This is a genomic window from Pseudoduganella sp. jia 12 (assembly GCF_055502675.1).
This window is the reverse complement of sequence record NZ_JBUXKP010000013.1, coordinates 161439-183540: the sequence shown is the minus strand read 5'-3', so window position 1 is coordinate 183540 and position 22102 is coordinate 161439. Positions and strand designations below refer to the sequence as shown.

20 protein-coding genes, 1 tRNA gene and 1 pseudogene are annotated in these 22102 nt (G+C 64.7%); 6 read left to right on the top strand and 16 right to left on the bottom strand.

The features are described from left to right. Window positions 1-220 precede the first annotated feature (220 nt). On the top strand, window positions 221-814 hold the full coding sequence (locus ACY65G_RS25795) for a PEP-CTERM sorting domain-containing protein (RefSeq protein WP_465000132.1): 594 nt from the start codon (window positions 221-223) through the stop codon (window positions 812-814). 229 nt (window positions 815-1043) lie between these two features. Beyond that, window positions 1044-1787, top strand: coding sequence for a PEP-CTERM sorting domain-containing protein (locus ACY65G_RS25790; protein ID WP_465000131.1), 744 nt, complete (start codon window positions 1044-1046; stop codon window positions 1785-1787). Between the two features lie 414 nt (window positions 1788-2201). Here the strand turns inward: ACY65G_RS25790 and ACY65G_RS25785 are convergent. Then, window positions 2202-2278, bottom strand: a tRNA-Pro gene (locus tag ACY65G_RS25785). A 125-nt stretch (window positions 2279-2403) separates the two neighbouring features. Between ACY65G_RS25785 and ACY65G_RS25780 the strand changes: the two genes are divergently transcribed. After that, on the top strand, window positions 2404-3237 hold the full coding sequence (locus tag ACY65G_RS25780) for an SIR2 family NAD-dependent protein deacylase (RefSeq protein WP_465000130.1): 834 nt from the start codon (window positions 2404-2406) through the stop codon (window positions 3235-3237). Window positions 3238-3243: 6 nt separating this feature from the next. Here ACY65G_RS25780 and ACY65G_RS25775 read toward each other — a convergent pair whose 3' ends face one another. Both ACY65G_RS25775 and ACY65G_RS25770 read right to left on the bottom strand, forming a co-directional pair. After that, window positions 3244-3969: a fumarylacetoacetate hydrolase family protein gene (locus ACY65G_RS25775; RefSeq protein WP_465000129.1), complete on the bottom strand. Its 726-nt coding sequence runs from the start codon at window positions 3967-3969 to the stop codon at window positions 3244-3246. 19 nt (window positions 3970-3988) lie between these two features. Continuing rightward, a complete protein-coding gene (locus ACY65G_RS25770; protein WP_465000128.1) occupies window positions 3989-4600 on the bottom strand; it encodes a TetR/AcrR family transcriptional regulator in 612 nt (203 codons plus the stop codon). A 125-nt stretch (window positions 4601-4725) separates the two neighbouring features. On the opposite strand from ACY65G_RS25770, the gene ACY65G_RS25765 reads away from it, so the two are divergent. Then, window positions 4726-5220 (top strand): GNAT family N-acetyltransferase, encoded by a 495-nt coding sequence (locus ACY65G_RS25765; protein WP_465000127.1) that lies wholly within the window; start codon window positions 4726-4728, stop codon window positions 5218-5220. Window positions 5221-5437: 217 nt separating this feature from the next. Here ACY65G_RS25765 and adeC read toward each other — a convergent pair whose 3' ends face one another. From adeC to ACY65G_RS25750, 3 genes are read right to left on the bottom strand one after another with little or no spacing between them, the layout of a single operon-like run. After that, window positions 5438-6847, bottom strand: coding sequence for an AdeC/AdeK/OprM family multidrug efflux complex outer membrane factor (adeC, locus tag ACY65G_RS25760; RefSeq protein ID WP_465000126.1), 1410 nt, complete (start codon window positions 6845-6847; stop codon window positions 5438-5440). 14 nt (window positions 6848-6861) lie between these two features. After that, complete coding sequence (locus ACY65G_RS25755; protein ID WP_465000125.1) at window positions 6862-10002, bottom strand: efflux RND transporter permease subunit; 3141 nt, start codon at window positions 10000-10002, stop codon at window positions 6862-6864. Between the two features lie 19 nt (window positions 10003-10021). Further along, window positions 10022-11218 carry an efflux RND transporter periplasmic adaptor subunit gene (locus tag ACY65G_RS25750; protein ID WP_465000124.1) on the bottom strand — a complete coding sequence of 399 codons (1197 nt, stop codon included), beginning with the start codon at window positions 11216-11218 and terminating at the stop codon, window positions 10022-10024. A gap of 449 nt (window positions 11219-11667) precedes the next feature. Between ACY65G_RS25750 and ACY65G_RS25745 the strand changes: the two genes are divergently transcribed. Continuing rightward, on the top strand, window positions 11668-12003 hold the full coding sequence (locus tag ACY65G_RS25745; RefSeq protein ID WP_465000123.1) for a four-helix bundle copper-binding protein: 336 nt from the start codon (window positions 11668-11670) through the stop codon (window positions 12001-12003). Window positions 12004-12254: 251 nt separating this feature from the next. Here the strand turns inward: ACY65G_RS25745 and ACY65G_RS25740 are convergent, their stop codons facing one another. The 4 genes from ACY65G_RS25740 to ACY65G_RS25725 form a co-directional block, all read right to left on the bottom strand. Beyond that, window positions 12255-12596, bottom strand: a complete 342-nt coding sequence (locus ACY65G_RS25740; RefSeq protein ID WP_465000122.1) for a hypothetical protein — start codon at window positions 12594-12596, stop codon at window positions 12255-12257. A 167-nt stretch (window positions 12597-12763) separates the two neighbouring features. Next, window positions 12764-13534 carry a hypothetical protein gene (locus ACY65G_RS25735; protein WP_465000121.1) on the bottom strand — a complete coding sequence of 257 codons (771 nt, stop codon included), beginning with the start codon at window positions 13532-13534 and terminating at the stop codon, window positions 12764-12766. Window positions 13535-13652: 118 nt separating this feature from the next. Further along, complete coding sequence (locus ACY65G_RS25730; protein ID WP_465000120.1) at window positions 13653-15551, bottom strand: MFS transporter; 1899 nt, start codon at window positions 15549-15551, stop codon at window positions 13653-13655. A 91-nt stretch (window positions 15552-15642) separates the two neighbouring features. After that, window positions 15643-16371: a class I SAM-dependent methyltransferase gene (locus ACY65G_RS25725; protein WP_465000119.1), complete on the bottom strand. Its 729-nt coding sequence runs from the start codon at window positions 16369-16371 to the stop codon at window positions 15643-15645. Between the two features lie 83 nt (window positions 16372-16454). Between ACY65G_RS25725 and ACY65G_RS25720 the strand changes: the two genes are divergently transcribed. Next, a complete protein-coding gene (locus tag ACY65G_RS25720) occupies window positions 16455-17384 on the top strand; it encodes a polysaccharide deacetylase family protein (RefSeq protein ID WP_465000118.1) in 930 nt (309 codons plus the stop codon). Here ACY65G_RS25720 and ACY65G_RS25715 read toward each other — a convergent pair whose 3' ends face one another. The 6 genes and pseudogenes from ACY65G_RS25715 to ACY65G_RS25690 form a co-directional block, all read right to left on the bottom strand. Next, window positions 17385-17978 carry a 4'-phosphopantetheinyl transferase family protein gene (locus tag ACY65G_RS25715; RefSeq protein WP_465000117.1) on the bottom strand — a complete coding sequence of 198 codons (594 nt, stop codon included), beginning with the start codon at window positions 17976-17978 and terminating at the stop codon, window positions 17385-17387. Window positions 17979-17982: 4 nt separating this feature from the next. Beyond that, entirely contained in the window at window positions 17983-18426 is a 444-nt protein-coding gene (locus tag ACY65G_RS25710) for an excinuclease ATPase subunit (protein WP_465000116.1), read from the bottom strand. 42 nt (window positions 18427-18468) lie between these two features. Continuing rightward, on the bottom strand, window positions 18469-19695 hold the full coding sequence (locus ACY65G_RS25705) for a beta-ketoacyl-ACP synthase (RefSeq protein ID WP_465000115.1): 1227 nt from the start codon (window positions 19693-19695) through the stop codon (window positions 18469-18471). Then, a complete protein-coding gene (fabG, locus tag ACY65G_RS25700; protein WP_465000114.1) occupies window positions 19692-20453 on the bottom strand; it encodes a 3-oxoacyl-ACP reductase FabG in 762 nt (253 codons plus the stop codon). Before fabG ends, ACY65G_RS25705 begins: the two co-directional genes overlap by 4 nt. Then, on the bottom strand, window positions 20450-20929 hold the full coding sequence (locus ACY65G_RS25695; RefSeq protein ID WP_465000175.1) for a hotdog family protein: 480 nt from the start codon (window positions 20927-20929) through the stop codon (window positions 20450-20452). Before ACY65G_RS25695 ends, fabG begins: the two co-directional genes overlap by 4 nt. Further along, window positions 20918-22090: pseudogene (locus tag ACY65G_RS25690) on the bottom strand (beta-ketoacyl-ACP synthase); the annotation flags it as partial. The gene ACY65G_RS25695 and the pseudogene ACY65G_RS25690, both read right to left, overlap by 12 nt. Between the last annotated feature and the right edge of the window lie 12 nt (window positions 22091-22102).

The following is a 22102-nucleotide window of genomic DNA, read 5'->3' as shown; positions in this document are numbered from 1 at the left end:
GACTCACCATACGGGCTGCAAAGGTGGTCCGCGTCACTTTCGCGCCACCCGGTTCAAGGTCTGTTCCTTGACGCGTTGGCCGCTGCCCTGGTTTGCAAAAATGGCTACTTCATCTATGAAAGTGTTGCAGCTAAACAACTTCTAATTGTTTTATTATTGCTAATATGGTTCGGTGTTACGTCGTGACGTGGCTTCTTTTGACAACCATAGCGGGGAAACAATGATTCTTAGAAATGTATTGTCAGCTGCGGTACTGGCTTTCTGCAGTTCGTTCGCGCAGGCAAGTGCGCCTGTCCCGACATACTGGGAATTTACCTGGCAGGGCTTTTGGGTCTATCCAGGTGGCTGGTTTGGTTACGACGACCCCGATCGTGTTTTCAGCGGCACTTTCGCAGGCATAGACGGCGACTCCGACGGAGTGCTTGCATTGGATGAGGTGACCGAGCTTATCCTCGACGGTTTTAACTATGCAGCATGCCCTCCTGAAACGCCGACCTTTCAATGTGGCATCAGTTCTTTCTCGTACAGTGCTACTGGCGGCTTGGAATTCAAAGCTTCCAAAGTGAGCTATACCAATAACCCCTGGACAGGAGCGGGGAGCTGGATGGGTTTTAGCGACACGTATGAAGCCAACTACCGCATTTCACATGGCACTTTTGGATTGCAAATGCCCCTCGAGGAAAATGCATTGGAATTCAGGCCGTTCACCCGAACAACGATTACGCAAACAAGCCCCATTCCTGAACCAGCGACCTTTGCAATGCTGGGTGCTGGATTGCTTCTAGTGGGCGCGTCGAAGCTTCGCCGCAAATAGGTACAGCCGTCGTTTTGTGTCGCCGTATCTGCAGTTATCAGCCTGCGAAGGTGGTCCGCGCCACCTTTACGCCACAAGGTTTTAAACCACCTGGAGGGACGATAAATGTTCGAACTGCCCGGCAACATACAAAGTGAAGTGCTTTCATAACAACTTTTATTTTGGAAATTTTTTCATTTTTAGGGGGGTGACGTAAAAAATGAACTTCTTAATTAAGAATAGAGATCTCATGCGCTTATCCAATGCAATATTGATTGTCGCTGCCTTTGCACTTCCTGCAGCACACGCTGACACAATCTCCGTGCCGATGTTCTCTATGACGTACAGCAGTTTCGGTGAGGGCAATACGATTGACTATCCCGAAGGCCCTGACGGCATCAATATCGTAGCAAGCGGCGCAAACGCCACCACGCTGAGCCTCGGCCATGTCGGGCAATACATGCAGATGGAAGGAGCATGGTCCATACCAAGCTCTGTCCAGTCTTACACATCGATGCAGTTCCAGGCCGCGGACGGTTATAGAATCACCGGGATCGAATTTTCCGCGACCGTCTCCGGCATCCTCACGCCAGCTGAAGTTCCCGCCGATGCCGTGGGTGCTTCTCACACCGCCGGTTTCAACATCGCAAGTGCTTATGCTGGAATAAACGGCTCTTCACAAGCGCTTTATAGCCAGAACGATGTCACTAATGAAGTGATGCTTGGAGGATTTGTCGAGAATAGTGCCGGGTTCGGCGCGTTCGACTTCAGTCTTCAGGTTGGTGCGATGGCGCAGGCGGCCTACGCAAACTGGTGGGCTTTGGAGGACGGTACGCCCGTCGAATATTTTTCCATCGGTACATCGGCTCTTCAGTATCTGAACCCGACGCTGACCGTCTATACCGAGGCACTGCCCGTTCCGGAACCGGGTACGTGGGCCATGCTGGCAGCTGGGCTCGTTTTCTTCGCACTCCGCCGGCCGCGTCACTCCTGATGCCCATGAGGGCCGCAACCGTACGGCCCTCATGCTGCAGCAAGTTGCTCCGCAGCTTTTCGCCAGCACACCGGGAATCACGGCTTCATCGTGAACTCGACATGGTTGTCCGGTCAGACACGCCTGTTTGAGGGTCGATTCCTTGCAGAAAACCGTGTCCGCTCGGGGAAGCGAACGTGCAGGAGGCGTTGCAACCGCAGATAAAGCCTTGGAGCACCGCATTGGTTATCCCCTACTGGCTTGAATGGTACTGGTGCACTCGGTCAGCAATTTCTTTCGACGTCCTGCTCGTGGGCGTGGATGGCCCCCAACACTCAGCAGAAATGACAAACCCACCTGCCGAGTATTGGACAAGTGTCCAATACTCGGCAGGTGGGTTCATGTACAGCACGCGCTGTATGTCATTGATTCTTCTGGTCGGGGCGAGAGGATTCGAACCTCCGACCCCTTGCACCCCATGCAAGTACGCTACCAGGCTGCGCTACGCCCCGACGAGAGCCCGGATTATAGCAGAGGGGTTTGAGTTTTTGCCATGCCATTTTTGCACAAGAGCAGGCTTGCCTGTCGGCAGCGATCGCCGGCACCGCATTTGACATGGAGAACGGTAGAATCCAGGATGACCAACCTGCCCGATATTCTCCAACTCGACCGTGCCGCGGACCTGCTCCGCCAGGCGGACGCACTCATCGTGGCGGCGGGCGCCGGCATCGGCGTCGATTCCGGCCTGCCCGACTTTCGCGGCAACGAAGGCTTCTGGCGCGCCTACCCGGCGCTGGGCGCAGCCCGCATCGCATTCACGACGGCCGCGTCGCCGACCACCTTCAGGGAAAATCCGGGCCTGGCCTGGGGGTTCTATGGCCACCGATTGAACCTGTATCGCGCCACCATCCCGCACGACGGATTCAGGCTGCTGAAGGCTTGGGGCGAGCGGATGCCGCATGGCTGCCACGTCTTCACCAGCAATGTCGACGGCCAGTTCCAGAAGGCCGGCTTCGCCGCGGACAGGATCCACGAATGCCACGGCTCCATTCACCACCTGCAATGCCTGGAACCGTGCAGCGACGCGATCTGGGAGGCGGATCGCTTCATCCCTCGAGTGGACGAAACGGCGTGCCAACTGGAAAACGCGCCGCCCCGCTGCCCCCGCTGCGGCGGCATGGCGCGGCCGAACATCCTGATGTTCGGCGACTGGGGCTGGATCGAACGGCGCAGCGCGCAGCAGGCGGCGCGGCTGGAGCGGTGGCTGGACCAGGTGGAGCGGCCGGTCGTGATCGAACTGGGCGCCGGCACGGCGGTTCCGTCGGTGCGGCACTTCAGCCAGCAGGTGATACGGCGCGGTGGGAGGCTCGTGCGGATCAATCCGCGCGAGCCGCACGTGCCGACCGACAAGGATGTGGGACTGGCGGCCGGCGCGCTCGAAGGCCTGCAGGCCATCGCAGCGCGCCTGTAGGCCGGCTTAAACGAAGCGGACGGCGATGTCCGTCAGGCCGTCGACATGGCCGACCAGGGTCTGGCCGCGCTGCACGGCGCCCACGCCTTCCGGCGTGCCCGTGAAAATCAGGTCGCCCGGCTGCAGCGTGAAGTAGGTGGAGAGGTTGGCGATCGTTTCGGGGATCGACCAGATCAGCTCATTGATATGGCCGGACTGCTTCGTGGCGCCGTCGATCTGCAGCGTGATCGCCGCGTCTTCGATACCGGCCACCGAGGCCACAGGGTGCAGCGTGCCGACCGGTGCCGAGAAGTCGAACGCCTTGCCGATTTCCCACGGGCGGCCGGCGTCCTTCATCCTGTTCTGCAGGTCGCGGCGCGTCATGTCGAAGCCGACCGCGTAGCCGAAGATATGCGATGCCGCAGCGTCGACGGCGATGTCGGCGCCGCCCTTGCCGATGGCCACGACCAGTTCGCACTCGTGGTGGAAATTGTTCGTCTGCGGCGGGAACGGCAGCTCGGCCGTGGTGCCTGGCGCCACCGCGACCACGGCGTTCGCGTCGCCCGGCTTGGTGAAGAAGAACGGCGGTTCGCGGCTCGGGTCGGAGCCCATTTCGCGGGCGTGGCCGGCATAGTTGCGGCCCACGCAGTAGACGCGGCGGACGGGGAAGCGGGCGTCGGTGCCTTCGATGGCCAGCGATGCCGCTTCGTGCGGCGGGAAGATAAAGTTGGTAGAACCAGTGAAGTCGGTCATTGCGTCCTTTGTTTGGATGTCAGCTGAACAGCAGGGCCCGCAACGCCAGGCGGAACGACTCGGTCAGCATGTCCGGGTCCATGTCCGGATTGTGCACGGCGCGCACGGGCAGGCCCTGGAACATCGTGATCATAACGTTCATCCGCGCATCGAGCAGGGCGTCGTCGACGGACAGTCCGTGCCTTGCCCGCCCGGTCTTCAGGATCGTGCGAAGCAGGACCCGCGTGCGGCGGTCCGCGTCGCGCGCCACCGCGGCGATCTGCGGATTGCGCGATGCTTCGGCCGTGATTTCCAGCGGCAGGATCCACGTTTCCGGTTTGAGATCGTCGCGCACGGCGCGCGGCACTTCGTCCAGCAGCGCCTGCAGCGGATCGTCCTTCAGCTCGAAGCCGCGCATCAGCGCCGACACGCGCTCCACGTTTTCCTCGACGAACGCGGCAATGATCGCGTCCTTGCTGTCGAAGTAGTTATAGATGTGGCCCGCGCTCATGCCCGCGGCCTTCGATATCTCGGCCATGCTGGCGCCATGGAAGCCGCTGCGGCCGAAACAGGCGGCAGCCGCGTCGAGCACCTGGCGGCGCCGGTGGCGCGCCTTTTCCGGGTCGTGATGGCGTTTTTCGGTATTGCTCATACTGCCTTTCAGGGGCGCTGGCGGCTGATCCCATAGCTGGCCACCCCGATATTGTCAAACGTATCCCCCGTGCACGCGCACGGATGCTATCATTTTCTACGACCGCTACTTGCGCAAGGATGACCATGTCAACCAGGACTTCCCGCACGATCGAAATGCGGCCGGCGGAAGCCGCCGACCAGGCCTTCATGGAACTGCTGTACGCCAGCACCCGTACCGCCGACCAGCGCATGGGAGCCTGCGATGCCCGTACCGAGGCGATGCTGATGGCCCTGCAGTGCCGTGCATGGCAAACGCAGCAGCATTCCCTCTACCCCTATGCCGACACGGCCATCATCGTCGAACGCGAGCGGCCCATCGGCGCCCTGCACGTGAACTACGGTTCCGACGAAATCCGCATCCTCGACATCAGCCTGCTGTCCGAATGCCGCAGCCGCGGTATCGGCCTTGGCCTGCTGCGCAGCCTGCAGGCACAGGGCGTGCGGATGCGCGTGCCCGTGCGGCTGGATGTGCTGCCCGGTACCCGTGCGCAACGGTTGTTCCAGCGCTGCGGGTTCACGCTCAACGGGGCAAATGGCTTGTATCTCTGCATGGAGTGGATGCCGCCGTTGTTGACTTGATGGGTTGCTCGGCTATAGCGTGGCTGTGAACGGTGCACGCCGAGCATGCTTGATTCCACCCCAAGCCCAAAACCTGGGATCAGGAAGGAGTGCTGGCATGCATGCCAGCACCGTTCCGCAGGCGCGAACCATGCTTCGCGAAACCCCTGCGCCACCCCGGCGGATCTGACCCCGGCTTCTGCCGTTGGGTTGAATGACGCCAACGGCTCGCCGGCTATTACTGCCAGCCGCCACCGAGGACCTTGTACAAGGTCACCTGGTTCGAAGCTTTCGCCAGCCGCGCGCTGATGTACGTCTGCTGGGCAGCGTAGAGATTACGCTGCGACACCAGTGCGTTCAGGTACGACTCCGCGCCCTTCTGGTAACGCTGCTCGTGGATCCGGTAGCTCTTGTTGGAAGCTTCCACCAGCGCGGCCTGCGATGCCACGCGCTCGTCGAGCGTGCCACGCTGGGCCAGCGCGTCCGATACTTCGCGGAACGCCGACTGGATCGACTTTTCATACTGTGCCACGGCGATGTCGCGGTTGGCCCGGGCCAGGTCCAGGTTGGCCTGGTTGCGGCCGCCCGCGAAGATCGGCAGGTTCAGCTGCGGGATGAACGACCACGTACCGGCGCCCGCCTTGAACAGGTTCGACAGGTCGGAACTGGCCGCGCCGGCCGACGCCGTCAGCGAAATGCTCGGGAAGAACGCGGCCCGGGCCACGCCGATATTCGCATTCCACGCCTGCAGCGTGCGCTCGGCGGACAGCACGTCCGGCCGGCGCTGCAGCACTTCGGACGGCACGCCTTCCGGCAGCTCGGCCAGCTGCGTCACCGATTGCAGCTCGCCTTGCGGCAGCAGCTCGGCGGGCACCGGAGCACCGGCCAGCAATGCCAGCGCGTTCTGGTCGGCTGCCACCTGGGCCGTATAAACGGCCACGTCGCTGCGCGCCGTTTCCACGCTGGTCTGGGCTTCGTACATATCCAGGCCGGACGTCGCGCCCGCCTCGAAGCGGCGCTTGCTGAGCTCATAGGAGATCTGCTGGCTCTTCAGCGTGTCCTGCGCCAGGCGCAGGCGTTCCTGGTCCGCGGCCAGCGTCAGCCAGGCGTTGGCCACTTCGGCCACGAGGCTGATCTGCTGCGAACGGCGTGCCTCTTCGGTGCCCAGATATTGCTGCAGCGCCGCTTCGGACAGGTTCTTCACCCGGCCGAAGAAGTCGAGTTCGAAGGCTGGGATGCCCAGGCCCGCGGTGTACTGCCGCGTGATGTAGCTTTCGCCGGTGGCGGACAGGTTGTCCGGCACGCGCTGGGCCGTCTGGCTCACCGAGGCGTTCAGGCCGGGCACGCGGTCGGCGCGCTGCACGCCGTACTGGGCGCGCGCGGCTTCGATGTTGAGGATCGAGACGCGCAGGTCGCGGTTGTTCGCCAGCGCCAGCTCGACCAGCTTTTCCAGCTGTTCGTCGGCGATGAATTCGCGCCATTGCACGTCGTAAGCCTGCTTCGCATCCTGCGATGCGGCCGTGGGCTGGTACGCATCGCCCTGCGGCCATGCCGGCGTCACCGGCGCCGCGGGGCGTTCGTACACGGGCGCCAGGCTGCAGCCGGCCAGCAGCGCGGTCACGGCCAGGGTAATCAAGGTCTTGGTCATGTTTCTGTTCACTTTCATACGGTAGTGCCGGCGGCGGGTTGCGCGGTCTTCGCGTCCTTCGACGCGAACATGCTGCGCACCAGCACGAAGAACACGGGCACGAAGAAGATGCCGAGGAACGTTGCCGACAGCATCCCGCCCAGCACGCCCACGCCGATGGCGTTCTGGCTGCCGGAGCCGGCGCCGCTCGCCAGGGCCAGCGGCAGCACGCCCAGGCCGAAGGCGATCGACGTCATCAGGATCGGGCGCAGGCGCAGCTTTACCGCTTCCAGCGTGGCTTCACGCACGTGCATGCCGCCTTCCTGCAGTTCCTTGGCGAATTCCACGATCAGGATCGCGTTCTTCGCGGCCAGGCCGACCACGGTCAACAGGCCCACCTGGAAGTACACGTCGTTCGCCAGGCCAAAGCCCCACGTGGCGAGCACGGTGCCGATGATACCCAGCGGGATCACCAGCAGCACCGAGAACGGTACCGACCAGCTTTCATACAGCGCGGCCAGGCACAGGAACACGATGAGGATCGAGATCGTGTACAGCATCGGCGTCTGCGAACCGGATTCGCGTTCTTCCACCGACAGGCCGGTCCACTCGTAGCCGATGCCCGGCGGCAGTTGCGCGATCATCTTTTCCACTTCGGCCATGGCTGCGCCGGAGCTCACGCCCGGCGCCGGGCTGCCCTGGATGTTAACGGACGACAGGCCGTTGTAGCGTTCCAGGCGCGGCGATGCGTAGATCCACTCGCCGGTGGCGAATGCGGAGAACGGCACCATCTCGCCGGCGTTGTTGCGCACGAACCATTTGTTCAGGTCTTCTGGCACCATGCGCGAATCCGGCTGGCCCTGCATGAACACCTTCTTCACGCGGCCGCGGTCGATGAAGTCGTTCACGTACGACGAGCCCCAGCCCACGGACAGCACGCGGTTCACGTCGGCCACCGCCAGGCCCAGGGCCGTGGCTTTCTGCTGGTCGATCGTCACCTTGTATTGCGGCGTGTCTTCCTGGCCGTTCGGGCGCACACCCACCAGCGCCTTGTTCTGCGCGGCCATGCCGAGCAGCTGGTTACGCGCGCCCATGAGCGCCGTGTGGCCCACGCCGCCCACGTCCTGCAGCTGCAGGTCGAAGCCGGAGGCATTACCCAGTTCGATCACGGCCGGCGGTGCGAACGAGAACACCATCGAGTCGCGCAGCTGCATCAGCGCGCCCATGGCGCGGCCGGCAATGGCGCTGACCTTGTTTTCGGCACCCGAACGCTCGGACCAGTCCTTCATCCGCACGAACGCGATACCGGTGTTCTGGCCATTGCCGCCGAACGAGAAGCCGGCCACCGCGAACACGGAAGCGACGTTGGCCTTTTCCTGGTTCATGAAGTAGTCCTCGACCTTCTCGATCGTCTTCAGCGTACGTTCCTGCGTGGCGCCGGTCGGCAGCTGGATCTGCGTGAACAGCACGCCCTGGTCTTCTTCCGGCAGGAAGGAGGTCGGCAGGCGCATGAACACCACGGCCAGCACGGCCAGCAGCACCGCATAGAGGATCATCGACGGTGCGCGGCGGCGGATCATGCCGGCAACGACGCCCTGGTATTTGTTGGTGCTCTTCTCGAACGTGCGGTTGAACCAGCCGAAGAAGCCGCGGTTCGTCAGGTGATGGCCCTTTTCCACCGGCTTCAGGAACGTGGCGCACAGCGCCGGCGTGAAGATCATCGCCACCAGCACGGACAGCACCATGGCCGACACGATCGTGATCGAGAACTGGCGGTAGATCACGCCCGTGGAACCGCCGAAGAACGCCATCGGCACGAACACGGCGGACAGCACCATGGCGATACCCACCAGCGCGCCGGAGATCTGGCCCATCGATTTCTTCGTCGCTTCCTTCGGCGACAGGCCCTCTTCCGTCATCACGCGCTCGACGTTTTCCACGACCACGATCGCATCGTCGACCAGCAGGCCGATGGCAAGGACCATGGCGAACATCGTCAGCGTGTTGATCGAATAGCCCAGTGCGGACAGCACGGCGAAGGTGCCCAGCAGCACGACCGGCACGGCCATCGTCGGGATCAGCGTGGCGCGGAAATTCTGCAGGAACAGATACATCACGAGGAACACGAGCACGATGGCCTCGATCAGCGTCTTGACCACTTCCTCGATCGACAGTTCGACGAACGGCGTGGTGTCGAATGCGACAACGGCCTTCATCCCTTTCGGGAACAGCTTGCTCATCTCCTCGACCTTGGCTTCCACGGCCTTGGCGGTATCGAGCGCGTTGGCGCCGGTGGCCAGCTTCAGGGCGATACCCGTGGCGGCCTTGCCGTTGAAGCGTGCCACGGTGGCGTAGTTCTCGCGGCCCAGCTCCATCCTGGCCACGTCGCGCAGGTGCACGGTGGCGCCGTTGGACTGTGTCTTCAGCAGGATCGCGCCGAACTGCTCGGCGGTCTGCAGGCGGCTCTGCGCCGTCACGGTGGCGTTCAGCTGCTGGCCGGGCACGGCGGGGGCACCGCCCAGTTCACCGGCCGAGACTTCGGCGTTCTGCGCCTGCACCGCCGTGATCACATCGGCCGGCGTCAGCTGGTAGCTCGTGAGCTTGGTCGGGTCGAGCCAGATGCGCATCGCGTACTGGGAACCGAACAGCGTCACGTCGCCCACGCCCTGCACGCGCGACAGCGGGTCGAGCACGTTGGCCGCCACGTAGTCGCCCAGGTCGGCCTGGTTCATGCTGCCGTCTTCGGACACGAAGCCCAGCACCAGCAGGAAGTTCTTGGTGGCTTTCGATACTACCAGGCCCTGTTGCGTCACGGCGGTAGGCAGCAGCGGCGTAGCCAGCTGCAGCTTGTTCTGCACCTGCACCTGGGCGATGTCCGGGTTGGTGCCGCTCTTGAACGTCAGCGTGATGCTGATGCCGCCCGTCGAATCCGACGAGGAGCTCATGTAGCGCAGGCCGTCGATGCCCTTCATCTTCTGCTCGATGACCTGGGTCACGGCGTCTTCCACGGTTTTCGCGGAGGCGCCCGGATACGAACCGGAGATCGAGATCGACGGCGGCGCGATACTCGGGTACTGCGCGATCGGCAGTCCCCAGATCGCCAGGGCGCCCCCGAGCATGATGACGATGGCGATCACCCACGCGAAGATGGGGCGATCGATGAAAAATCTAGCCATTTATTGGACTCCTGCTTGCTTAGTGAGCCGCGGCGGCCGGCTTGGCGGCGGCGGTGTTGGCGGCGGCAGGTGCCACGACAGCGGGTGCGCCCGGCTTCACCTTCTGGATGCCTTCGACGATCACGCGGTCGCCGGCGGCCAGTCCGGAACTCACCAGCCACTTGTCGCCGCTGGTGCCGGTGGTGGCGATCACGCGCTGCTCGACGATGCCCTGCCGGTTCAGTACCAGCGCCGTGGCTTCGCCCTTCTGGTTGCGGGTCACGCCTTGCTGCGGCACGGCGATCGCCTGCTCGTTCACGCCATTCTCGACGACGGCGCGCACGAACATGCCCGGCAGCAGATCATGCTTCGGGTTCGGGAACAGCGCGCGCAACGTCACGTTGCCGGTGCCCGGGTCCACGGCCACGTCGGCGAACTGCAGCTTGCCTTCCTGCGCGTAGGTGGAGCCGTCGGCCAGCTTGAGCGTGACCTTGCCGGCCGATTTCGTCACGCCGCCGCTTTCCAGCGACTTCTTCAGGCGCAGCAGTTCCCCGCTGGACTGCGTGACGTCGACATAGATCGGGTCGAGCTGCTGCACGGTCGTCATGGCCGATTCCTGGTTGGCCGTCACCAGCGCGCCAGCAGTCACATTCGAGCGGCCGATGCGGCCCGAGATCGGCGCTTCCACGGTCGTGTAGCCGACGTTGATGCGCGCGCTCTGCAACTGCGCTTTCGCGGATTCCACGTCGGCACGGGCCTGCGCTTCGGCAGCCACGGCGTCGTCATAGTCCTGGCGGCTCACGCCTTCGATCTCCACGAGTTCCTTGTAGCGCTTCACTTTCGGGCCGGCCGTCAGCAGGTTCGCTTCGGCACGGGTCAACGCCGCCTTGGCCGCGCTGAACGTGGCCTGGTAGGTGGCCGGGTCGATCTGGTACAGCGGCGTGCCAGCCTTCACATCGGCGCCCTCCGTAAACAGGCGCTTCTTTACGATACCGGCGACCTGCGGACGCACTTCGGCGACCTGGAACGCGGACGTGCGGCCCGGCAGTTCGGTGACCACGGCCAGCGCTTCCGGCTGCACCGTGTAGACAGCCACCTGCGGCGGCGGCATCTTGCCGCCCGGCGCGCCGGCCTGCTGTTTTTTGTCGGAATCGCAGCCGGCGGTCAGCGCCGCCGCGCATGCGAGGAAAAGAATGCCGGCCGAACGCAGCGGCGGGCGGGAGAGCGTGTGTGCCATACCTGGTCTTTCTGATTTGTGGGGGCGTTGCGCGATAGAATGAACGATCATTCTAATACAAATCAGAAACGCACGCATTAAATGACTTTAGAGTCACCAATAAGCGACAGCGTTTGACATCGTTTTCAACATGATGGCAATTTTGCCATTGCCTGGCGCCGAACAGTCGCCGGCAGGCCGTTGACGTGGTGGATTGCCTCCCCGGTCACACCCCGCCTCTCCTCTCGCGCCGGTCGACGCAACGGCGCTGGCTGGTGGCACGCGCAGTCGGGCTTGCAGCAAATGCCCCGGCAGCGCGATGGATGACAATCCGAAACGTGTGCCGGTTCGTGGCCGCACAAGCGAAAATTCGCTTTTCGCCAGCGGGAGCGGCGGCCGAACCCACGCCTGGCCTCCCGCACATCTCACCGTGCCGGCCCCGACCGGCCACCATCATTTCGGAGAACTTCATGAACGACCAGGACTTCCGTGAATGCATCGATGCCTGTAACGCCTGCGCCACCGCGTGCGACAACTGCTCGACCGCCTGCCTTGCCGAGGAAGACGTCAAGATGATGGCGCGCTGCATCGCCCTCGATATCGACTGCGCACAGATTTGCCGCCTCGCCGCGGCCTGCATGGCGCGCGGCAGCCAGTTTGCCGCTGCACTCTGCGGCTTGTGCGCCGACGTCTGCCAGGCATGCGGCGACGAGTGCGCACAGCACGAGGCGGACCATTGCCAGCGCTGCGCGCAGGCATGCCACCACTGCGCCGAAACTTGCCGGGCCATGGCGGCGAGGTCGTGAACCAAACCGCGGAAAAGAAAGAGTAGAAGCGTCACGCCATTGCCGCTTGGCAGGCACGGAGCATGCCAAGCGAAACCCCGGCCGCGCCTGCAGGCAAACAATAAAATGTGCCCCAGGTCGTTCGATGAGAAGACCGATTTTGGCAGGTTGCGGCCGGCCGGGACAGGCCCTGCCCAACCCGAAGCGAACCTTTCAGGACGCTGCGGGCGCGCGGCGCATCCTGGTTGCACAGGTTGTCGATGCCAGGCCCGTTATTCCGCCGACGACGACAGCACAGCCGGCGACTTGCGCCGCACGTTCTCTTGCGCAACCAGGCGCTCGGCGGTGATCCGCGAGATGCCAACGTCGAGAAGGGCTTGCAGACAGCGGGACGGCTCGAAGCCTGGCTGGCCATTGAGAACGGCATCGATATAGAGTGCGGTGAGCTTGTCTCGACGTTTTTCCATCGCTCCAGTATGGCACACATGAGTCGTGAATAGCTCACCTTCGCCATGCGTGCGTGCAGGGCACGCGCCGTTCAAGCGGACCTTCGGGCCGATCTCGGCAACCGAGTAACTGGCACCGCTTTGAGCAGCCCAACCGTGGGCGGCCATGGCAATATCCGGTCGAGTGAAAAGAAGTGATACGTATCGTCCCAGCTTTCATCACCGTACTGAAGCCCTGGGCGAACGACACGCTTTCCGGTGTTGTTTTGATGCCAGCTCAGCAATAAAAAAGCCTCCCGGCCGGTGGCGGGAGGCTGTTGCCGAAGAGCGGCAGATCAGGTGGTCGTCGGGGCCACGTAAGGCACGAACGTCATCGTCACGTTCTGCAGGTAGATGCTGGTGGTCGCCTCGAAGCCGGAGTCGATGCCGAGCAATACCCAGACTTTGCCTTCGCCATCGGTCTTCACCTTGAAGCCGGTATTGTTGCGCACCATTTTCGATGCGTATTTCGGCGCGCCTTCGCATGGCAGGCCGTTGGCGATGTTACCAAGCATCATCGACGCGGCGCCGGGGGCCGCCTGGTTGCCGTGGTCGATGTTGAGGCGGACGTCGCCGTTCGTGGTGACGGGTTTCGGTTCGGCGGCCGACGCGGCGGCGATCACCCACACGGATTCTCCCGGCGCGCCACCCACGCCCATGCAGCCCGACTGGGCATTGCTGAGCAGGTTCAGCGACGTGACGGCGAATGTGTATTCCGTGTTGGCCACCAGCCCGGTGATCTGCTTCTTCACATACAGCAGCAGGTCGTCGCTGCGGTTCGTGCCGCTTACGTAGTAGGCCTTCGTGTCCTTGTAGCCGCTGATGCCCAGGTCGTCGGTGCTGCGGTGTTCGAAGACGACGTTGGCGGGCGCGGTGTCGGTCGTGTAGTCGCTCGACTCGCCAACCCAGCCTTCCGTGCCCCGCTGGAAGTCCTGCGTCACCACCACCGAGTAGGCGCCCGAGGTGCCGGTACCGGTGGAAGTCTCCGCCGGATCGTCATCGCCGCCGCAGGCGGCCAGCAGGGCCAGGGTTGCTACCGACAGGGCGGCTTTCCAGTTACGGGTCATGTTCGTTGTCTCTCTTCTATGCATGGGAAAGGAGGCAACATTTTAGAAAGGAAACTGCAACTTGTGTGATCTAATTGTAACGAGTTGTACACCTGCGCATCGGCATCGCTTCTTCCCTTTATTTCCAATCTCCGCGTAACGCCAGCACCGCCTGCTGCAGCACCTCCGGCGTGGCTGCATCCGGCGGCATCGGCTGGCCCACCGCCAGCGCAAGCCGCGAACGCAGGCCCTTGCGGAAGGCGCGCTCGAACACGTTGTCCTGGCTGCGCGACAGCACGTGGCCCCACAGCCCGCGCAGCGCCATCGGAATGACCGGCACCTGCGAGCGCTCGATGATCTTGGCGATGCCGCCCTTGAATTCGTTCATCTCGCCGGTCGTTGTCAGGCGCCCTTCGGGGAAAATGCACACCAGTTCGCCATCGTGCAGCGCGTGGGCGATGTCCACGTAGGCCTTCTCCAGCAGCCACGGGTCTTCCTTGGCCGGCGCGATCGGGATCGCCTTCCCGGTGCGGAAGATCCAGCCCAGGATCGGCGTCTTGAAGATGCGGTGGTCCATCACGAAGCGGATCGGCCGCGGGCTGGCCGCCATGATGACGACCGCGTCGACATAGCTGACGTGGTTGCAGACGAGGACTGCGGCGCCCTGCTCCGGGATGCGGCCCGCTTCGACCACCTTCACCTTGTGCACCGTGTGGATCAGCAGCCAGGCCAGGAAGCGCATGAGGAATTCCGGCACCAGCGAGAAGATGTAGACGGCCACGAGGCCGTTCATGATGGCGGTGGCCAGGAACAGTTCGGGAATCGTCAGGCCCTGGCCCAGCAGCAGGATCGCCACGCCGGCCGCCGCCACCATGAACAGCGCGTTCAGGATGTTCATGCCGGCGATCGTGCGCGACAAGTGCTTCGGATCGCAGCGCAGCTGGATCAGCGCGAATAGCGGCACGATGAAGAAGCCGCCGAAGATACCGATCATCACCACGTCGAACAGGATGCGCCAGCTGCCCTGCTGCGCCAGCATGGCGGCCGCATCGATGGTGCCGGCCGGCACGGCATAACCCTGGCTGGCGAAATACAGGTCGATGCCGAACAGCGACAGGCCGATCGATCCGAACGGCACCAGGCCGATTTCCACCTTGTGGCCGGACAGCTTCTCGCACAACAGCGAACCGGCGCCGATCCCCAGCGAAAACACCGTCAGCAGCAGCACGAACACGCTGTGGTCGCCCTTCAGGTACGTCATCGCGTACACGGGGAACTGCGCCAGGATCATCGCGCCATAGAACCAGAACCACGAATTGCCCAGCATCGACAGGAACACCGTGCGGTTGCCGGACGAGTACTTCAGGTTGCGCACCGTTTCCGCGAACGGATTCCATGCGATCCGCAAGTCCGGTGCCGAGGCCGGCGTGACGGGAATCCGGTAGCTGGCCACCAGGCCGAGCACCGCGAAGCCGACGGTGGCGGCAGCCACCGCGGGAATGCCCATCTCGCCGTGCATCACCAGCACGTCGCCGAACACCTGGCCCAGCAGAATGCCGACGAAGGTACCCATCTCCACCATGCCGTTGCCGCCCGTGAGTTCCTCGGGTTTCAACTGCTGCGGCATGTACGAATACTTGACGGGGCCGAACAGCGTGGAGTGCGTGCCCATCGCGAAGACGGCCAGCACCAGCAGCCACAGGCTGTGCGTCATCCACCCGAGGGCGGCGATGCCCATGATGACGATCTCGGCCCACTTGACGAACCTGACCAGCGCCGATTTCTCGAACTTCTCGGCGATCTGGCCGGAGGTGGCGGAAAACAGCACGTACGGCAGGATGAAGAGGCCAGGGATCAGGTTCGTCACGATCGACGGCGACAGCGTGGTCCAGCTGGCCGCGTCGAACGTGAGCACCACGATCAGCGCCGTCTTGAACAGGTTGTCGTTGAAGGCGCCCAGGAACTGGGTCCAGAAGAATGGCGCAAAGCGCCGCTGCTTCAACAGCGTGAACTGGCTTGCGTGGTGCGTCTGGCTCATGGGCAGGCGTGATGGTCGATGAAAGAATGCACAAAATACAGCACAAGCGGGCAACGGACAACCGCCGCCCGGCTCCCGGACAGGTAGCCGCTCAGGGCTTCCTGGCCACGAGGTTGATCAGCGTTTCCTCGCGCACGGCCGGCGGCTTGATGCGCAATACAGTCTCCAGCAGGCCCAGGTCTTCGCGGCTCCACCACAGGAACGGATACGACACGGCGCTGTCCGGCACATCGAAGCCGGCGTCGCGCACCATCGCCAGGTATTCGGGTGCCGTCTTCTGTACGTCCATCGGGTGGCGGAACAGCAGGCGGATGATCCACGAATGGATATAGCGCCGCGTCGATTCCGCGAACAGCAGCACGCCGCCCGGTTTCAGCACCCGGAAGAATTCGGCGATCGCGCGCTCCTGGTCGATCAGGTGGTGGAACGTCTGGTGGCAGAACAGCAGGTCCACGGACGCATCGGGCAAGGCGATGTTCGAACTGGAGCAGCAGACGAATTCCGCCGCGATGCCGTGCTGCGCCACTTCCTTGCCGGCAGCATCGATCATCTCCGGGTCGATGTCCATGCCGATCAGCCGCTTCGGCGCGAAGCGCTCGTGCAGCTTGGCCAGCGAGCGGCCGTAACCGCAACCCACGTCGGCCACCACGTCGAAGCTCTTGCGACCGGCGGGCATCAGGCGATCGAGGTCGGCCAGCGCCCGTTCCAGCACGTGCACGGTCCACGTTGGCGTGCGCAGGAACCATTTGCCGAATTCCGTTTCCGGCACGTGCGGATCGGTGGGCGCCGCCGCCTGGGCGCGCTGTGGCTGAACATTCATACAATTTTCCCCAATATTGATGCGGGCACGCCCGCTTTCGCCAATTTATAATGCAGCCCCGATTTTCATCCCGAGCTTTCAACGTGCCGTTCCGAACCTTGCTGCTTGTCGTTCTTGCCGCTGCGGCGAACCTGACCCATGCGCAGGACACCGGGCCAGCGCCCCTGCCCGCCGCGCCGCCCGCGTTGTGCCCCGCCCCGCTGGCGCCGGAGCGCGTTCCCGATACGCCGGCCGCGCCGGCCCCGATACGCTTCCTGCTCAGCTTCGACGACGGCCCGAGCGGCTCCAGCGGCGACAACTCCACCGTGCGCGTACTCGACACCCTTGCCCACAACGCCGTGCAGCCCGGCATCAAGGCCGTGTTCTTCACGCAAACGCGCCACTGGCACGGCGGCGGCACCGACGTCGGCCGCGCGCTCATCCAGCGCGAACATGCCGAGGGCCATGTGGTCGCCCTGCATTCGGCAACCGCCACGCATGCCAACCACCGCTTCATGGCGACGGCGGAGCTGGACGACTCGTTGCGCCGCGGCGTGGACGACCTGCGCACGCTGACCGGCACTGCGCCGCGCCTCGTGCGCCCGCCGTTCTGGGCCTACGACGCCGCCACGCTGGACAACTACCACCGCCACGGCCTGCGCATGCTGCTGACGGACCTGAACGCCAACGACGGCAAGATCTGGGGCGTCAACTTCAGCTGGCACAAGCGCTCCAACATGCTGGCCATGCTCACGGAAACCCGCAAGCGCTGGGCCGCCGGCGCCATGCACACCGTCGACGGCACCACGCCGGTCGTCGTCACGTTCCACGACGTGAACAGCTATACGGCCCGCAATCTCGAGGTCTACCTGCGCATCCTCGTCGACGTCGCCCGCGAACTCGACATGCCCGTGGCCGCGAAGCCGTTCTACGACGAGCGCGACGCGCTGGAACGGGCCGCGCTGGCCAGCACCGTCGACAGCGCCGCCGAACATCCGCGGCTGCCGGGGTTCTGGAACTGGCTGTGGCAGTAGTCACAGCTCCACGACTTCCAGCAACACGGGCCGCGCCAGCGGCACGGCGCTGCACACCGCTACCGCCAACTCCTCATGCGGCAACGCATACGTGCCGCCAGCCTCCCCCCCCAGCTTGACCCGCGCCTCCTGCGCACTCCACTCGCGATAGAACGCCTCGACCTGCCCCTCCCGGGGCAGCGCGGCGAGGCGCGCGCACGTGGCCGCATCGAACGCATGTTCGGCCAGCGCGGCGACATCGCGCGCAGCATCCTTCATCTCGATATCCAGCCCGAGCGCCGTATCCAGGCTGGCCGCGCAGGACACCCAGGGCCCGCTGTGCGACACCGACAGCCCCGGCAACGGCACACCCGGCGACACCAGCCAGGGCGCCCGGCCGGGTGCCCCGCCCAGTTCCACGGACCGTGCCGGCACGTGCAGCAGCGCGCCGATGGCGATCCGCAGCAGCGCCCGCGCGGCGATGAACTGGCGCCGGCGCGCTTCGCGCACGAAGGTGCGTTCGCGTTCGCCGGCGCCGAGCCACTGCCGATACTGTGCGAGCCGCGCCTCGTCCAGCCCGTCGATACGGGCCAGCCACACGTGCGCGGCCGCCATGGCCTCAGTCGGCCAGCTTGACGAATTCGGCCTTCAGCGCCACGCCGCTGACGATGTTGCCGTCATGGCATTCGAACTCCGTCTGGCTCGACATTTCCTTGTGCTTGTAGTTGCTGACGATGTTGACCACCGCGTTGGCCCCTACCGACTCAGCCTTCTTCTTCAGTGCCAGCATGGCGGACAGGAACGCCCAGTTGCAGGCTTCTTCCGGCGACTTGCCGACGCTGTTGGTCTTCTGGCTCGTGCTGTCGGACGTAATTTTCGACGCCACCTTCGGGGTCTTCTGGTCGCCGAAGTAGAACTTCACCGTGTCGCCCAAACGCCCTTTCGCGTCGTTCACGTTCATCGCGCCTTCGATCGGCATCATCATCTGGCGGTCCGCCGCGACGGCCGGCAGGGTGGCGATGGCGCTTGCCGCGAGAACCATCGTCAACATCGCTTTTTTCATTTTTCTTCCTTTGCTGTGGTGGATAAACCTGGTTTCTTCTTTTCAGACGCGCTTGAAGATCAGCGACGTGTTGATGCCGCCGAACGCGAAATTATTGGACATCACGTACTCGCACAGCAGCGCGCGGCCTTCGCCGGCGATATAGTCGAGCGGGGCGCATTGCGGGTCCACGGCGTCGAGGTTGACGGTGGGCGCGAACCAGCCCTCGCGCATCATCTCGATGCTGATCCATGCTTCCAGCGCGCCGCAGGCGCCCAGCGTGTGGCCCATGTAGCTTTTCAGTGAGCTGATCGGCACGGCGCTGCCGAACACCTGCTGCGTGGCGTGCGATTCGGCCACGTCGCCCTGGGCGGTGCCGGTGCCGTGCGCGTTGACGTAGCCGATCGCGGACGGTGCGAGCCCTGCGTCTTCCAGCGCCAGCAGCATGGCCGTCTTCATCGTTTCCGCGTTCGGCTGCGTCACGTGCACGCCGTCGCTGTTGGTGCCGAAGCCCACCAGTTCGGCGTGGATCGTGGCGCCGCGCGCCAGCGCATGCTCGCGCTCTTCCAGCACCAGCGCGCCGGCGCCCTCGCCGATCACGAGGCCGTCGCGCTGCCCGTCGAACGGGCGCGGCGACGTGTGCGGCGCATCGTTGCGCGTGCTCGTGGCGAACAGCGTGTCGAACACGGCCGCCTCGGTGGCGTCGAGTTCCTCGGCGCCGCCGGCCAGCATCGCCGTCTGCGCACCGCTCTTGATCGCTTCATACGCATAGCCGATACCCTGGCTGCCCGACGTACACGCCGACGACGTGGTGTAGACCCGCCCCGTCATGCCGAAGAACACGCCGATATTGACCGGTGCCGTGTGCGCCATCATCTTGATGTACGTGGTGGCATTGATGCCCTTCGTGGTGCGGTCCTCCATCATGCGGCCGAAGTCGCCGATGGCGCTCGGCGTGCCGGCCGAGGAACCGAACGACACGCCCATCCGGCCCGACGTGAGCAGAGGATGGTCGAGCAGGCCCGCATCCTGCAGCGCCAGTTCGCTGGCGCGCGTGGCCATCAGCGCCACGCGGCCCATGCTGCGCGTGGTCTTGCGGTTGTAGCGCGCCGTGAGTTCGAACGGCGCGGCCGGCGCGCCCAGGTTCGTGTTCAGGCCTTCGTAGCTGGCCCACTCCTCCATCCGCACGATGGCGTTGCGAAACTCGCCCAGCCGCCGGCGCACGGCGGCCCAGTCATTGCCGATCGGGCTGATGCCGGCCATGCCGGTGACGACGACGCGGCGGCTCATGCCAGGCCACCGTTGACGGAAATGACCTGCCGCGTGATGTAGGCGGCATCCTCGCCCATCAGGAAGCTGACGGCGGCGGCCACCTCTTCCGGCTTGCCGATGCGGCGCGCGGGAATCAATTTCAGCGCCTCGTCCATCGGCACCTCGCTCGTCATGTCCGTTTCGATCAGGCCGGGTGCCACGCAGTTCACCGTGATGGCGCGCTTGGCCAGTTCCAGCGCCAGCGCCTTCGTGGCGCCGATGATGCCCGCCTTGGCCGCACTGTAGTTGACCTGCCCGCGGTTGCCCACGAGGCCGGACACGGACGCCAGCGTGACGATGCGGCCCGGTTTGCGGCGCTGTACCAGCGGCATCACCAGCGGGTTCAGCACGTTGTAGAAGCCGTCCAGGTTCGTGCGCAGCACGATGTCCCAGTCTTCGCCGGGCATCGCGGGGAACGCATTGTCGCGGGCGATGCCGGCATTGGTGACGACGCCGTAGTAGCAGCCGTGCTCGGCGATGTCCGCCTCGAGTGCGGCGGCCGTGGCGGCACGGTCGGCAACGTCGAACTGCAGCACGCGCGCAGCACGTCCTATCTCGACGATCTGCGCGGCCACCGCGTCGGCTTCGGCGCGCCCGCTGCGGCAATGCAGCACCACGTCATAACCGTCGCGCGCCAGGCGCAGCGCGATCGCCTTGCCGATGCCGCGCGACGATCCCGTCACCAGCACGCTTGGCGGCCGTGCCATCGGCCCGTTGTTAAGTTGTTCCGTACTCATACCGCTGTTCCACCTGAAAGAAACTCATTGACATTGTCGGGCTGGTACACCGTGACGGTGGCCGTGGCCACCGTGCTGCCCCCGGTGTCGATCCGGCACTCGAACGCGCCCAGGCCGTTGTCGCCCTGGAGCGCGCGGTGCGCGTGCACGTGCAGCACGCTGCCCACTGTAAATGCGGGAATGCCCGCTTCATATTTGCGCGATCCCAGCAGGAACCCGACCTTGACGGGATCGCCGCGCCGGCGCGCCAGCCAGCCGGCATGCGCCGCGATCGCCTGCGCCATGTATTCGATGCCGACCCACGCGCCGACGGCCGTACCGTCGCAGAACATGCTGTCCGGCCGGATCGTCACCTCGGCGCACAGGTCGTCGTCGCCCGCGCTGATCACGCGGTCGAGCAGCACCATCTGGCCGGAATGCGGGAGGATGTCGGCGACCGGTGGAATGGCCGCCTCCGTCTCGCCGCGTGCCAGCACCAGCACGGCGTTCGAACCGCCGAAGGCAAAGGAATTGCTCATCACGCGGCGCAATGGCCGGCCCAGCGTGGCGCCGGCCGGCACCAGGTTCAGCGCCGGCAATGCGGGGTCGGGCGCGCCGTCCCACAGGTGGGGTGGCAGCGCGCCCTGGTCGTTGTCCGGTTGCAGCGCGATCCAGCACAGGGCCGCCTCGATCGCCGCCGCGGCACCCAGCGTGTGGCCGGTAAACGGCTTCGTCGAACTGGCCGGCATCTCGCAGCCGAACAGGTCGGCGATCACCTTCGATTCCATCGCATCGTTCTGCTGCGTGGCCGTGCCGTGCATGTTGATGTAGTCGATGTCCGCCGGCTGCAGGCCGGCGCGGCGCAGCGCGTCGGTCATGGCAATCCGCGCGCCGGTGCCCGCCGGATCGGGCGCCGACATGTGGTGGCCGTCGGACGATTCGCCCCAGCCGGCCAGCCTTACCGCCGCCGGTTCGCGCGTCAGCAGGAACAGCGCGGCGCCTTCGCCGATATTGATGCCGTTGCGGTGCGCGCTCATGGGGTTGCAGCGCGCGGCGCTGACCGATTCCAGCGCCGAGAAACCTGCCACCGTGAAGGCGCACAGCGAATCGGCGCCGCCCGTCACCACCGCGTCGCACAGGCCCATGCGAATCAGGCGCGCGGCGCTGGCCATCGCCTTGGCGCTGGACGAGCAGGCGCTCGAATGCGCATAGGCGGGCCCGCCGATCTTCAGTTCCTCGGCCAGCATGGCGGCCGGCGACCCCATCTCCTGCTGGCCATAGTGGAAGCCTGGCGCCAGTTCCCCGTGCGCGGCGCGGTACATCAGCGCTTTCTCCGTTTCGGCGATGCCCGACGTGCTGGTGCCGACGATGACGCCTACCCGGTCCGCGCCGAAACGCGCCACGGCCGCATCGACGGCCGGACGGATCTGCGCCAGTGCGGCCAGCGCCAGCGCGTTGTTGCGGCTGCGCCACGCAAGCGGCAGATGCTCGACGGACGGCAGCGCGGCGCGCACCTGCCCCAGCGGCAGCTCGCGCCCCGGCGAGCAGTCGGCCGTGGGCAGCACGCCGCTCTGGCCGGCGAACAGGTTCGCCCGCACTTCGGCGAGGCCGCTGCCCAGCGCGCACACGATGCCGCATTCGTTCAGGTAGACGTTCATTGCTTTCATCAC